Here is a 13,635-nt window from a genome sequence, read left to right as displayed (position 1 = left end):
GCCGAATCCGGCGGGTTCGTCCGCGAACACTTCTTCGGCAAGGACCCCCGCACCAAAGACCTCGTCGCGGACCTCACCGATGACCAGATCTGGAACCTCAAACGCGGCGGCCACGACTACCGCAAGGTCTACGCCGCCTACAAGGCAGCCACCGAATTCAAGGGCAAACCCACCGTCATCCTCGCCAAAACCGTCAAGGGCTACGGACTCGGACCCCACTTCGAAGGCCGCAACGCCACCCACCAGATGAAGAAGCTGACCCTTCAGGATTTGAAGGAATTCCGGGATTATTTGCGGATCCCCATTTCCGATGCCCAACTGGAAGAGGATCCCTACAGCCCGCCGTACTACCACCCCGGCGAGGACGCCCCCGAGATCGCCTATCTCCTGGAGCGGAGAAGGGCGCTGGGTGGCGCGGTCCCGGAACGCCGGCCAAACCATCAGGCGGTCGAGTTGCCTGAGGCCAAGACTTTTGAGGTCGTCAAGCGCGGCTCCGGAAAGCAGCAGGCAGCCACCACCATGGCGTTCGTCCGCCTGCTCAAGGATTTGCTCCGGGACAAGAAGTTCGGGCACCGGATTGTGCCCATCGTGCCCGATGAATCCCGCACCTTCGGCATGGACGCCTTCTTCCCCACCGCAAAGATCTACAACCCCGGCGGCCAGAACTACCTGTCCGTGGACCGGGACCTGGTCCTGGCCTACAAGGAATCCGCCCAGGGCCAGCTGATCCACCCCGGCATCAACGAAGCCGGCGCCGTGGCAGCCTTCACCGCCGCCGGCACCGCCTACGCCACCCACGGCGTGCCCCTTGTCCCGGTCTACGTGTTCTACTCCATGTTCGGCTTCCAGCGCACCGGTGACGCCTTCTGGGCAGCCGCAGACCAGATGACCCGCGGCTTCATCATCGGCGCCACCGCAGGGCGGACCACCCTCACCGGCGAAGGCCTCCAGCACGCCGACGGCCACTCCCCGCTGCTGGCCTCAACCAACCCGGCAGTGGTCACCTACGACCCCGCCTACGGCTACGAAATGGGCCACATCATCCGCAACGGCCTGGAACGGATGTACGGGCCGGACTCGGAAGACCGGAACCTCATGTACTACCTCACGGTGTACAACGAGCCCATCACCCAGCCCGCCGAACCGGAGGAACTGGACGTCGAGGGCGTCATCAAGGGCATTCACCGGGTGTCGGCGTCGGACGTTGCAGGACCAAAAAGCCAGATCCTGGCGTCCGGCGTGTCGGTACCGTGGGCGCTGGAAGCCCAGCGGATCCTGGCCGAAGACTGGTCCGTCTCCGCCGACGTCTGGTCCGTCACCTCCTGGAACGAACTGCGCCGCGACGGCCTCGCCACCGAAGAGGAAGCGTTCCTGAACCCCGGCGACCCCGCACGCGTACCCTTCGTGACCCAGCAGTTGGCACACGCACAGGGCCCGGTAGTGGCGGTCTCGGACTACATGAAGGCAGTCCCGGACCAGATCCGCCAGTTCCTCCCGCACCAGTTCGCCTCGCTCGGCGCAGACGGCTTCGGCTTCTCCGACACCCGCGCAGCAGCCCGACGCTTCTTCAAGAACGACACCCACTCCATCGTGGTGAAGACCCTGCAGCTGCTCGCCGCGAGGGGCGATGTGGAGGAGGGCGCACCGCAGTACGCCATGGACCGCTACAAGCTCCTGGACGTCAACGCCGGAATCACAGGCGGGGCGGGCGGGGACGCCTGATTCCCTGCCCGACAGACAGGCAGTCGGGACGGTTTCCGGGGGGAGACCGCCCCGGCTGCCATTTTCATTTAGGGTGCAGCTATGGGCAATCAGGGCGCGGACAGCACGGCTGGCCGCAGGGCGACGGGCATAGTCCTGGCGGCCGGGGCCGGTACCCGCTTGGGAATGGGCCCCAAAGCGTTGCTGCCATACCGCGGGCGGCCGCTGGTGGAAGTGATCGCCGGGAGCCTGCTCGACGGCGGCTGCCGCGAGGTAGTGGTGGTGCTCGGTGCGGGGGCGCCCGAGGTCGCCACGATCGCCGACCTGGACCGTTACCGGGTGGCCATCAACCCTGCTTGGCGTTCGGGAATGGGCAGCTCTTTCCTGCTGGGCGAGCAAACGGCGGACCCGGGAGACCACTTGCTGATAGCCCTTGTGGACCAGCCAGGGCTGACCCGGGCAACAGTCGGGCGCCTGCTGGCACACCACCGTCCCGGCCGGATCACCGCTGCCGCTTACCGCCGCGGTGATATGTCCGACGGCGGCATGCCGGCTGGACATCGGGCGGGGCCGGAAAGCGAGCAACAGAACAGGCTACTCCGCGGCCATCCGCTGCTCATCGACGCTTCCCTGCGGCAATCGGTCATCGCGACCGTGACGGGCGACGCCGGGGCACGCGGCTTTCTGCGGGCGCACCCGGACCTGGTGGATGAGGTGGATTGCAGCGACCAGTCCACCGGCGAGGACATCGACACTCCGGACCAGTTGGGGCTTCTCGGCTAGGAGACCGCTTGATAAGGGCCAGGATCCCCACGGCATTTGAAGGGGTGGTCAGCCGCGGGAATGCAGGAACCGGTCCAGGACGACTTCTCCCGGGGACGGCCCAAGGTGGAACACGTCAACGTGGCCGCCAACGGCATCCTGAAGGGTTTCCGGCCATTGGGGTGGTTCCCAGTCCTGGTGTTCGCTTTTGTATCTTCTGCCGGATGGTGAGATCCAGCCGGGTGGTTCATTTTTCGTGGCCGGCGTGGGTGTCCAACCGCTGGTGTGCCTGAGGCGGTGGTGTTTGCGGCAGGGCTGGCCCAGGTTGCTGATCCCGGTGGTCCCGCCGTGATGCCACGCCAACAAATGGTCCGCCTCGTTGTCCAACGAGTTGTTGCTGCAACCCGGGAACGGGCACTTCCCGTCCCTCAAGCGCAGCCACCGCCGGATAGCTTTGGTGACCCGGTAGCTGGTGCGCCCGATTTCCAGCGGCGCCCCGTCCCGCGGATCCACCAGCACCCGGTAAAACGAGCCAGCCCCGTCCGCCACCAACTTCCGCGCCATCGACGCCGGGATGGGGCCGTAGCCGTCAAGCATCGCCGTTCATCCGTCAGACCCATAAGCGAGAACACCGGCACCGTAACCAGGACCTCCGCGTGCGGGGCGCGGACCTCCGCAACCGTACGGCCGGGGTTCTGCCCGTTGCCCAGCACGGCGGCGGCGAAGATGTCGGCGCAGAGCTGAGGCAGGGTCCGGGACTCGTCCGGGCCCTGCAACCCCCGGGCCAGGGCGGTGGTGCGGTTCCACATCGCCGACGCGGTGTCCGTAGACAGGTAGGCGTGGAACCAAGCCATCCCGTCCATGTCCGGACGGTGCTCCACCCGCCGCTCCGCGACACTCCTGGCGTGACGTTTTTCGAGGGATTCGGGGTGGTGGCGTTCCCGCCAGGTCCGGGCCTTGTGCCGGAACCGGTGCGGCACCAACTCACCCGGCCCCGCACACCCGCGGGCCGGGTTCGGGGCGTCCGGGCCCAGGAAGTGCGCCTCCAACGCCGCCGCCCCGGCCCGATCCAGGGTGGCGGTTTCCTCCACCATGGCCTTCGCGTGCGCCCACGACAAGCTCCCGTCCTGCAACCCCGCCAAGGTCAACGGCAAAACATTGGCCAGCACCTGCGACTGGTCCAGCAGCACCCCGGCAGCCCTCGCACCAATGGTCAACACACCCGCGACCTCGGCGACCATCGACGCTTCCTGCGCCATCGCCCCGGACGGCACCATGGCCCGTGACGCCACAGCCTTGGCAGCTTCTGCATACCCCGCGGCCAGATGCACCTTCAACGCAGCTGTCCCGGCCTCAAGCCGGGCGACCCCGGCGAGCCCGTCCAGGCTCCGATCCGCCTGCTCCCGCAACGGATCAAAACCCTCACCGGTCCCACGCAGCACAGTACCCAGCGCAGCAAGGGACGCCTCAAGGACCTCCAACGCTTCCAATGCCGCCCTGCTTGCCATAGGAAAACTATGACAGGGGGGTCTGACAATGCGAGCTGACTTTAGTTCAAATTCCCTCTGCGCCAGGGTTCGTCGTCACCAGCCGTGGGAGTCCACTGCCAGTTGTTCGATCACCGGTGCTTCCGGCCCCAAGCGGCTGATTCCTCGAACCAGCCGAGTGCGGCCACAGTCTCGATGTCGGCTGCAGTGCGCACGTCGATCTGGTGTGTGTACTTGTCGTGACGAAATCGGATAACACTGCGGAGGAAGGAACCGTGGTGCTCATCCCACATGTCCATGGTCAGAAGCGCTTTGGTCTTCGTGACCGGGGTGAGCCACACGAACTTCCGGGCCGCACCGTAACTCACCTGGGTTCTCGAGAACTCTTCTACGATTTCGTCACCCAGCCCGAGCACGCGGGCGGAAAGAGCATCATAGATCTCCCTAAGGGCGCCGGGAAAAAGCTGTTCTGCATCCACAGTCACCATGGTGGCCCACTACGACAGGATCACTCGCTTCAGGCCGGCATCCCGGCGCTCAGAAGCTGTTCCAGACCTCGCTTGAAACCCGAGCGTCCGCCATGGGAAGGATGCCTCACCTTGGGCACCTCGAGTCCGCTCCGCTGCAGGCTGCGGTGGGCCACGTTGCCCACCGCCACCACGCTTTGGATCTCGAACAAGTCCACCAGTTCCTGCCGGAAAGGCGTCCCAAGGGCTGTTTCCGCCGGGGTCGGAGTCCGATTGGACAGGGGCCGCCCGGGCAGATGCGGATGCCAGGGGAAGGCACTCCACAGGAGGGGCAGGAACTCCAGCTCGGCCAGGACCTGCCACATCACCGTTGCCGTCGGTTCGGCAGGCACACCAGCGGCGTCCGGGGGCAGGACGTAGCCCTTCCCTGGCCCGAACAGACCAAAGCTGTTGGCGGGCCCCGCAAGGATGCTGCGGTTGGTGAATGGCACCCCGGTGATGCGCATTCCCCGGAAACCCGGCGCCTCCCCCACCAGCAGCACCGCCGGCGAGCGGTCCAGCATCTCCGTCAGGTAGATCCCCAGGTTGTCCCGGCGCCGGGCATTTGCGGGGACGCTGTAGTCGAAGAAGTTGGTGCAGGCAGGCCCGGTTTCCGCCGCCGCGAGCCGGTCAACAAAGTCGTGGACGGAGGCAGTCACCGACGTCCTCTTAAAGCTGAGTGCGTAAGAGAGCCGCCCGGGGTCCCCGTGGCGAGCGGAGCGAGGCATGGGGCAGGCGGCGAACGCTACCAGCGGGGGTGGATAACTTCGCGGAAGTAGTGGTCGTAGATCCAGCGGACGCCGCCGTCGAATTCCTCATTAACGGTGACGGCCGCGGCGGCAGCGTTCGCCGCAGCCTGCTCCACGTTGCGGGCGCCCGGAATCACGGTGGTGACGCCGTCCTGCGCGGCAATCCATGCGATGGCGGCCTGCGCGGTGGTTGCGCCGGAGGGGACCAGTTGCTCGAACTCCGCTACGGCCTTCAGGCCCAGCTCGTAGTCCACGCCCGAGAACGTCTCGCCGACGTCGAAGGATTCGCCGTTGCGGTTGTAGTTCCGGTGGTCGTTCTCGGCGAAGGACGTTTCCTTGGAGTACTTCCCGGTCAGCAGGCCGGAGGCGAGCGGTACCCGCGCGATGATGCCCACGCCGGCTGCCTTGGCGGCAGGAAGGACTTCGTCGAGCGGCTTGAGCCGGAAGGCGTTCAGGATGATCTGGACCGAGGCGGTGCCTTCATGCCTGATCGCTTCGAAGGCTTCGTCGGTGCGTTCCACGCTGACGCCGTAGTTGCGGATGGCACCCTCGGCCACCAGGGTGTCCAGGGCGTCGTAAACCTCTGCGTTGCTGTACACGGGGGTGGGCGGGCAGTGCAGCTGGACCAGGTCCAGGGTGTCCGTTCCAAGGTTCTTCCGCGAGCGGTCCACCCACTGGCGGAAGTTGGCCAGCGTGTAGTTTTCCGGCAGCTGGTCCATCCGGCGGCCCATCTTGGTAGCCACGGTGATGTCCAGCCCCGGGTTGTCCGCCAGGAACTTCCCGATGGCCTGCTCGCTCTTGCCGTCCCCGTAGACGTCGGCCGTATCAAAGAAGTTGACGCCCGCTTCCACGGAGGCCGCCAGGATTGCCTGCGCCTGGACAGGGTCGACGTGACCCCAGTCAGCGCCGAGCTGCCAGGTTCCCAGTCCAACGACGGACACATTCCGTCCGGTCTTGCCTAAAATCCGCTGTTCCATCCCCCGACTATATGCAACGATGCAACGCGGGGTCAGCTTAGGCCCGCTGAACGCGCCTAATGGGGCATTTTGTGACCCCGCGTTGGGCTAGGACAGGAGATGCTCCAGCTTCGGCGCCAGCCCGGCCTCCTTGAGTCCCAGGTAGATCTTGTCGCGGGCGATCGGCAGCGAAGAAAAACGCACCCCGGTGGCATTTCGGATAGCGTTCGCCAGGGCCGGCGCCACGGGATTGAAGGGGCTTTCACTCATCGATTTGGCGCCCAGCGGACCCATCGCGTCGTTGGTGTCCGCAAAGTACACCTCGCTGCGGGGGACGTCCGCGAAGGTGGGGATGTGGTACTGCCGCAGGATGTCCGTGGTGACCTTCCCGGCGTCGTTCACCACCACTTCCTCGTACAGCGCGGCACCGATCGCCTGGGCGATGCCGCCTTCGATCTGGCCCCGGCACTGGCGCGGGTTGACCACCACGCCGGCGTCGGCTGCCTGCACGCTCTGCAGGATTTTCAGCTCCCCCGTGCCGCGGTTCACGGCCACCCGGAATCCATGGACGTTGAACGCGACGGAGCGGGGCGTGCCGCCCCAGCGTCCTTCGGCAGCGAGTTCGACGCCGGCATCCGCGGCCGCCTGCGCCAGTTCCGCAAGCGGCACGGGCGTTCCGTCCACAACCAAGTTGTCGCCGTCGAGGACGCAGGCCGCAGCCTGGGTCTGCCGGATACCTGCTGCGAAGGCCCGGATGCGGACGGCCAGCTCCTCGGCCGCCGCCAGGGTGGCCTTTCCAGCCACCACGGTGCCGGCCGAACCGAACGCACCGGTATCGTGCTCGATCAGGTCCGTGTCCGACTGCCGCACCACAACCCGCGAGGCGTCCGTGGACAAGGCAGTGGCCGCGAGCTGGGCATGGACCGTGGTGGTGCCGTTGCCGAATTCGGCGGTCCCGACGTCGGCCTGGTACGTTCCGTCCGGCAGGAGCCGGAGCTTCGAATGGGCGAAGTGGCCGCGCGGCGGCACGGTGTCGATCATGGACAGCGCCGCACCCTCGCCGGTCAGCCAGTCCGGCCCCAGTTCGTCCAGCCCGGCATCCCGGTAGCGTTCCCGTCCCCGGTCCAGCGCATCCCGGACCAGGTCCAGGCACTGGTCCAGCCCATAGCTGCCGTAGTGGACGTCCTCCTCGGGCTGCGGCTGCGTGGACAGCATGCTGTCCCCTTCGCGGACCATGTTCCGGCGGCGGAACTCCAGCGGGTCCATGCCGATCCCCACGGCGAGCTCGTCCATGGCCGATTCGATGGCGAAGATCATCTGGCTCAGCCCGTACCCTCGGAACGCCCCCGCCGGAACGGTGTTGGTGTACATCGCATGGGCGTCCACCTTCTTGTTCGCGCACTTGTACACGGCCAGCGATTCGCCGCAGCCGTGGAACATCACACCCGGGCCGTGGTTGCCGTACGCACCCGTGTTGGTCAGGACGTCCAGCTCCAGCGCGGTGAGGCGCCCGTCGGCGCTGGCGCCGGCGCGAAGCTTGATGGTGAAGGGATGGCGGGTGGTGGTGGCGGTGAACTGTTCGGTCCGGGTGAGCTCCAGCTGGACCGGACGCTGCAGCTTCAGGGCCGCGAGCGCCACCAGGTCCTCGGTGAGGACCTCCTGCTTGCCGCCGAATCCCCCGCCTACCCGGCCGGCAACCACATGCACCTGGTCTTCCTCCAGCCCGAACACCCTGCACAGCGTGCGGCGGACCAGGAACGGGACCTGGCTGGACGTGCGGATTTGGAGCCGGCCATCGCCGTCCACCGATGCGATGGCAGCGTGCGTTTCCAGGGCGACATGCTGGACGCGCTGGGTGCGGTACGTCTGTTCGTGGATGAAGTCGGCGGCAGCGAAGCCTTCGGCCACGCTGCCCAGTTCCGAGTGGAGCTCGGCCACCACGTTCCGGTCCGGCCGCGAGATGCGCGAGGCGGTGCCGTCCTTGCCGGCGTGAACCAGCGGCGCGCCGGGCAGCAGGGCGTCCTGCGGCGTGAAAACGGCGGGCAGCTCCTGGTACTCCACCTCCAGTGCACGGACGCCGGCTTCGGCGGCGCCCACCGATTCGGCTACCACGGCGGCAACCCGCTGCCCGATGAACCTCACCACGTCATCCAGTACGCGGGTATCGTCCGGATCATCGGTGAAGAGCTCGTGCTGGGCGGTGGAGAACAGCTGCGCAGGGGCGTCCTCGTGGGTGAAGACGGCCACCACGCCGGGCACCTTCAGAGCGGCCTCGGTGCTGATGGAGAGGATGCGGGCGGAAGCGTGCGGCGAGCGCAGGATCTTCAGGTGCAGCAGGCCCTGCTGCTGGTCCCGCGGAATGTCGAGGGTGTAGCGGGCGGTGCCGGCGACCATGGCCCGGCTGGCAGGGGCCGGGACGTCGTCGCCCAGCTGCCCGGGTTCGGGATCCGGCTGGCTTTCCCCGGCGATGCCCGAGCCCGGTCCCTGCGGGTCCGGGTGGCCGGCGTGCCCGCAGACGGCATCGGCGATGGCACGGTATCCGGTGCAGCGGCAGAGGTTGCCCTTGAGGTTCCGCGGCAGGTTGTCTTTTTGTTCGTCGTCGAACGTGGCGGCCGTCATGAGCATGCCCGCGGTGCAGAAGCCGCACTGGAAGCCCTGCCGTTCCATGAACTGCTGCTGCACGGGGTGAAGCTGGTCGCCGCTGCCGGACGTGGCCGCCAGGCCCTCGATGGTGGTGACCGCATGTCCTTCGGCCCGTACGGCGGGGTAGATGCAGCTGTGCACGGGCGTGCCGTCCACGTGGACCGTGCAGGCGCCGCAGTCGCCGCCGTCGCAGCCCTTTTTCACGCCAAGGTTCCCTTGCTCGCGGAGGAAGGTCCGCAGGCACTGGCCTGGCCGGGGCGCGGCGTCAGCAGGATTTCCGTTGATCTCGATGGCCATGCTCAGGCCCCTTTCGAACGTGTGGTGTGCCCCGCCGGCTGGCTTAGTGCCGCGGCCGGGGGCAGCCAGAAGTCACCGGATACCGGGAGTCCGGGCGCCCCCTCCGGGGCGGCAAGCTCCGCGCGGATCTCCTCCGCGAGCCGGTAGGTCATGTCCCGCCGCCATACGGGCAGGCCGTGGATGTCGTCGTGGTACAGGTCGTCCGGGATGCTGTCGTCAAGCGCCGCCACAAGTTCGTCGGCGTCCGGAAGCACGCTGAACCGCAGCTGGACGGGCCGTTTGGTGGCGGCGGTGACGGTGAGGACCAACGAAGTGCCGCCGTCGAGCCTTCCGATCAGCAGCACCCCGGACCTGCCGAGGTTGCTCAGCGAGAGGCGGCGGAACGCCGCCCGGGAGGCAAGGGCCGACGCCGGGAGGTGGACGCTGCGGAGCAGCTCGCCGGGTGCCAGGGAGTTGGCGGCGTCACCGGTGATGAAGTCGGCGACCGGCATGGTGCGGCTGGTGCCGCCCGGGCCCAGGATGGTCGCGACGCCGTCGAGGCCAGCGCAGAGTGAGATGACCGGCCCGGCGGGCAGCGAGGTGCAGAGGTTGCCGCCGACGGTGGACATGTTCCACACCTTGAAGGACGCCACAAAGGAATCGCAGCACGGGCGGACCAGGTCCAGGCCCGGCCAGCCCCGGCCGGACACATCCGGGGAAGCGGGGAGGCTGTACAGCTGGGCGATGGTGCAGGTGGCCGCGAGCTCGATGCCGTCATCGGTGACGGTGACCGGCTCCCAGCCTGCGGCGCCGAGGTCCAGGAGGCGTTTGAGCGGTTGCGGGCCAAAGGCGTAGCTGCCGTAAGAGAAGAGGACCGTTCCGCCGGCCAGCCAGGCGTCGCCGTCGCGCCATTGTGCGGGGTCGGTGGTGGGGACCACCGCCTCGATGGTGTTCATGTCCATGCGATCTCCTGGGGAAGTTTGGTTGGCGCGGGCTGCAGGGGTGCCTGATGCGGCGGCTGCTGCGCGGGGTGTTGATGGATGGGGCCGGAGGTCTCGCGGAGCGGAGTGCAGCTCGCGGCGCGGCTGCGGGATGCGATGAGTTCCGCCGTGATGGAGACAGCCACTTCTGCGGGAGTGACGGCGCCCAGGTCCAGGCCGATGGGTGAATGCAGCTGGGCGATCCGCCCGGGCGCGACGCCGGCTGCCAGGAGGTCGTCCACCCGCTGGAGGTGGCTCCGGCGGGACCCCATCGCGCCGACGTAGGCGAGGTCCAGGGCGAGTGCGGTTTCCAGCAGCGGAAGGTCGAATTTGGGGTCGTGGGTGAGGACGGCCGCCACGGTGCGGCTGTCCAGGCGTCCGGCGCCTGATTCGGCTGCCAGGTAGCGGTGCGGCCAGTCCGTCACCACCTGGTCAGCGGCGGCGAAGCGCGGCTGCGACGCGAACGCTGGCCGCGCGTCCACCAGGGTCACGTGGTAGCCCAGCAGTTTGGCGGCCGGAATCAGCGCGGCGCCGAAATCGTTGGCGCCGAACACCAGCATCCGCGGCGGGGCGAGCCGGGATTCCACCAGGATGGCGTCTGCACCCTGATCCCCCTGGGGCCGGTCCCCTTGCAGGCGGTCCGGCAGGCAGCCGCCGGCTCCGGCCCGCCGGACCACCCCGGCGCCGCCGCTGCAGACCAGGGCTTCGACCTGAAGGAGGGACTCTCCCTCAAGAAGTCCGGCCAGTTCCGGCGACGCTGCCGCACGGAAGTTTGCCGGGTCATGGAGTACGACGGCGGCGGCTCCCCTGTTGCCCACGCGGCGTACCAGCGCCACGGGCTGGCCAGAGCCCGCGTCCGCGAGTTGCCGCAGCGCGGTCCGGAGCGGGTGCGGCGCGGTTTCACCGGCCACAGCCGCGGGCACCGGCTCGACATGGATGTCCAGCTCTCCCCCGCAGGTGAGCCCGGCGGCGAAAGCGTCGGCGGAACTGAAACCGAAGGTCTTCCGGCGGGTCCCGCCGTCGTCCATTGCCTCCAGCGCGAGCGCCACCACGGCGCCTTCCACGCAGCCGCCGGAGAGGCTGCCGAGTACGGAGCCTGATGCGGTGATGATCATGGACGTTCCCACCGGCCGCGGCACCGAACCGGTGGCGCCCACGATGGTGGCAACCGCGAACTGTCCGGCCGCACCTCGCTGCGCCCAGGAGTGGAGCGAAGGGATCAGGTCAAGCATGGCGGCACTCCTTCTTCCGCGCGGCGGTGGTGTCCATTGTCGTTCCTATCGGGAGGTTCGGAAAGCAGGGCGTGAATACGCGTGTTGCCCGGGAAGCACTGCCGCTCCGGACACCCGCCCCGGGTGGGGGCGGATGTCCGGGCGCGAACAGCTTGGGGATGGGGTGTCAGGCCCCGAGCAACAGGTTGATGGGTCCGCGGGCGAAGTACACCAGGAACCCGGCGCTGACCACCCACATCAGCGGATGAATCTTTTTGGCCTTGCCGGACGCGGCCCCGATGATGGCCCAGCTGACGAAGCCCACACCGATGCCGTTGGCAATCGAGTAGCTCAGCGGCATGGTCACGATTGTGAGGAACGCCGGCAGGGCCACGCTGAACTTGCTGAATTTGATCTCGCGGATCTGCGCCATCATCATGGCGCCCACCACCACCAGGGCGGCGGCGGCGACCTCGAGCGGCACCACGCTGGTGAGCGGGGTGAGGAACATCGACCCCAGGAACAGCACGCCGGTGACCACGGAGGCCAAGCCGGTGCGGGCACCCTCGCCGATCCCGGCCGCGGAGTCGATGTACACGGTGTTGGAGGAACCGGAGGTGGCTCCGCCGGCCACGGCGCCGATGCCTTCCACGATGAAGGCCGACTTGAGTCGGGGGAACGTGCCGTCCTTGTGGGCCACGCCGGCGCTCTTGGCGAGGCCGGTCATGGTGCCCATGGCGTCGAAGAAGTTGGTGAACACCAGGGTGAAGACCAGCATTGTGGCGGCCAGTCCGCCGATCCTGGCGAACGAACCGAAGAGGTCGAACTGGCCAACGAGTGCCAGGTCCGGCGCCGACACCAGCTGCCCGGAAAGGACCGGGGTGTTCAGGTGCCAGCCGCCGGGGTTGGTGGCGCTGGCCGGGCCGATCTTGAAGATGGCTTCCACGACGGCGGCGAGCACGGTGGTGCCCACGATGCCGATCAGCAGGCCGCCCTGGACCTTGCGTGCCACCAGGATGCCCATGGCCAGGAGGCCGACGACGAAAACCAAGGTGGGCACGGAGGTGATGGAGCCGCCGTCGCCCAGCTGGACGGGGGGCCCGCCCGCCGTGGCCCGGACGAAGCCGGAGTCCACGAAGCCGATGAAGGCGATGAACAGGCCGATGCCCACGGTGATGGCGGCCTTCAGTTCCTTGGGCACGGCCCTGAAGATGGCAGTCCGGGCGCCGGTGACGCCGAACAGCACGATCAGGATGCCGTTGATCACCACCAGGCCCATGGCCTCGGCCCAGGTGACTTCCTGGATCACCGAGACGGCCAGGAAGGAGTTGATGCCGAGGCCGGCTGCGAGGCCGAACGGCAGGTTGGCCACGAGGCCGAAGAGGATGGTCATGACGCCGGCGGTGAGGCCTGTGACGGCGCCTACCTGTGCGGCGGAGAGCCAGCCCCCGGCAACGTCGGTGGGAGCGTTGTCCGCGCTGAATCCGCCGAGGATCAGGGGGTTGAGGATGACGATGTACGCCATGGTGAAGAAGGTGACCAGGCCGCCGCGGAATTCACGGGCCAGCGTGGAACCGCGCTGGGTGATGTGGAAGAAGCGGTCAAGGATGGAGTTCGACGCCGGCGGCCTGGGGGTGCCTGATGCCGGCTGGGGGGTGCGGGGGGATGGAGCCGAATGCTCGTCGTGGGAGGAATCCAGGATGGTCATGGTGAGCCGCCGGGCCTAGTAGTCGATCCTGGATTCGAGCGTGTTCCAGGTGTTGAACGGCTCCAGCGGGGCCGGTGCCTGGGGATCGCCCAGCTCCAGCTTGGATACCGGCATCAGGGAGTCCCTGTCCTGGTTGTTGAAGTATTCATAGAAGACGGCGTCATCGAAACCGACGGAGGCGGCGTCGTGGCGGTCGGCCGCGAAGACCACCCGTTCAACGCGGGCCCAGAGCGCGGAGGCCAGGCACATGGGGCATGGCTCGCAGCTGGTGTAGAGGACGGCGCCGCTGAGGTCGAAGGTGCCGAGTTCGCGGCAGGCGGTGCGGATCGCGGTAACTTCGGCGTGGGCCGTGGGATCGTTGTCCGCAGTGACGCGGTTGACGCCGTCGAACGTTTTGCCGTCCGCGGTAACAATCATGGCGCCGAAGGGGCCGCCGCTGTTCAGGACGTTGGCCGTTGCCAGCCGGATGGATCTGGCCAAAAATTCCTCGGCCGTGACGGTGGTACTCATGATGCGACTTCCTTATTGCCGGGAAGCCTGTTGCCGCTTGCAGGACCAGTAGAACCAGGTGCGACGGTTACCAGGCTTCAGCATGTGCTGTGAAGGTTAAGTTGCGCCTGGTAGATAGCTTCCCGGGGTCCGGGTGCCCGCCTTTG

General features: G+C 67.6%; 10 protein-coding genes and 1 pseudogene. 2 read left to right on the top strand and 9 right to left on the bottom strand.

The window, feature by feature from the left end; all coding sequences use genetic code 11:
- On the top strand, positions 1-1,722 hold a 1,722-nt coding region (locus DXK94_RS04065; protein WP_395928107.1), incomplete at its 5' end, for a transketolase-like TK C-terminal-containing protein.
- An 81-nt stretch (positions 1,723-1,803) separates the two neighbouring features.
- Positions 1,804-2,484 carry a nicotine blue oxidoreductase gene (gene nboR, locus DXK94_RS04060; protein WP_115523922.1) on the top strand — a complete coding sequence of 227 codons (681 nt, stop codon included), beginning with the start codon at positions 1,804-1,806 and terminating at the stop codon, positions 2,482-2,484.
- A gap of 48 nt (positions 2,485-2,532) precedes the next feature.
- On the opposite strand, the pseudogene DXK94_RS04055 reads toward nboR, so the two are convergent.
- From DXK94_RS04055 to DXK94_RS04015, 9 genes and pseudogenes are all read right to left on the bottom strand, one after another.
- Positions 2,533-3,971 (bottom strand): annotated as a pseudogene (locus tag DXK94_RS04055) (DUF222 domain-containing protein).
- Between the two features lie 110 nt (positions 3,972-4,081).
- Complete coding sequence (locus DXK94_RS04050; protein ID WP_181884729.1) at positions 4,082-4,429, bottom strand: DUF5655 domain-containing protein; 348 nt, start codon at positions 4,427-4,429, stop codon at positions 4,082-4,084.
- Positions 4,430-4,467: 38 nt separating this feature from the next.
- The gene (locus tag DXK94_RS04045; RefSeq protein ID WP_115523920.1) at positions 4,468-5,115 is read right to left on the bottom strand and encodes a uracil-DNA glycosylase; all 648 of its coding nucleotides are present in this window, start codon (positions 5,113-5,115) and stop codon (positions 4,468-4,470) included.
- An 86-nt stretch (positions 5,116-5,201) separates the two neighbouring features.
- Complete coding sequence (locus DXK94_RS04040; RefSeq protein ID WP_115523919.1) at positions 5,202-6,182, bottom strand: aldo/keto reductase; 981 nt, start codon at positions 6,180-6,182, stop codon at positions 5,202-5,204.
- Positions 6,183-6,269: 87 nt separating this feature from the next.
- Positions 6,270-9,101, bottom strand: a complete 2,832-nt coding sequence (locus DXK94_RS04035) for a molybdopterin-dependent oxidoreductase (protein WP_115523918.1) — start codon at positions 9,099-9,101, stop codon at positions 6,270-6,272.
- A 2-nt stretch (positions 9,102-9,103) separates the two neighbouring features.
- Positions 9,104-10,042 (bottom strand): FAD binding domain-containing protein, encoded by a 939-nt coding sequence (locus tag DXK94_RS04030; protein WP_115523917.1) that lies wholly within the window; start codon positions 10,040-10,042, stop codon positions 9,104-9,106.
- Positions 10,033-11,292 carry an XdhC family protein gene (locus DXK94_RS04025; protein ID WP_115523916.1) on the bottom strand — a complete coding sequence of 420 codons (1,260 nt, stop codon included), beginning with the start codon at positions 11,290-11,292 and terminating at the stop codon, positions 10,033-10,035. The genes DXK94_RS04030 and DXK94_RS04025 overlap by 10 nt, the downstream gene beginning before the upstream one ends.
- Before the next feature lie 166 nt (positions 11,293-11,458).
- The gene (locus DXK94_RS04020; RefSeq protein ID WP_079598868.1) at positions 11,459-12,979 is read right to left on the bottom strand and encodes an NCS2 family permease; all 1,521 of its coding nucleotides are present in this window, start codon (positions 12,977-12,979) and stop codon (positions 11,459-11,461) included.
- A 15-nt stretch (positions 12,980-12,994) separates the two neighbouring features.
- Entirely contained in the window at positions 12,995-13,489 is a 495-nt protein-coding gene (locus DXK94_RS04015; RefSeq protein ID WP_079598867.1) for a nucleoside deaminase, read from the bottom strand.
- Between the last annotated feature and the right edge of the window lie 146 nt (positions 13,490-13,635).

Origin of the sequence: Arthrobacter sp. RT-1 (genome assembly GCF_003367205.1) — a bacterium.
Classification (GTDB): Bacteria; Actinomycetota; Actinomycetes; order Actinomycetales; family Micrococcaceae; genus Arthrobacter.
The sequence above is the reverse complement of the archived record's forward strand: the minus strand, read 5'-3'. Positions and strand labels throughout refer to the sequence as shown.

What these genes read in the sequence shown, in the direction of transcription:
- nboR (WP_115523922.1), top strand. Translation starts at nt 1,804, where the DNA reads ATGGGCAATCAGGGCGCGGACAGCACGGCTGGCCGCAGGGCGACGGGC.
- DXK94_RS04040 (WP_115523919.1), bottom strand. Translation starts at nt 6,182, where the DNA reads ATGGAACAGCGGATTTTAGGCAAGACCGGACGGAATGTGTCCGTCGTT.
- DXK94_RS04035 (WP_115523918.1), bottom strand. Translation starts at nt 9,101, where the DNA reads ATGGCCATCGAGATCAACGGAAATCCTGCTGACGCCGCGCCCCGGCCA.
- DXK94_RS04030 (WP_115523917.1), bottom strand. Translation starts at nt 10,042, where the DNA reads ATGGACATGAACACCATCGAGGCGGTGGTCCCCACCACCGACCCCGCA.
- DXK94_RS04025 (WP_115523916.1), bottom strand. Translation starts at nt 11,292, where the DNA reads ATGCTTGACCTGATCCCTTCGCTCCACTCCTGGGCGCAGCGAGGTGCG.
- DXK94_RS04020 (WP_079598868.1), bottom strand. Translation starts at nt 12,979, where the DNA reads ATGACCATCCTGGATTCCTCCCACGACGAGCATTCGGCTCCATCCCCC.
- DXK94_RS04015 (WP_079598867.1), bottom strand. Translation starts at nt 13,489, where the DNA reads ATGAGTACCACCGTCACGGCCGAGGAATTTTTGGCCAGATCCATCCGG.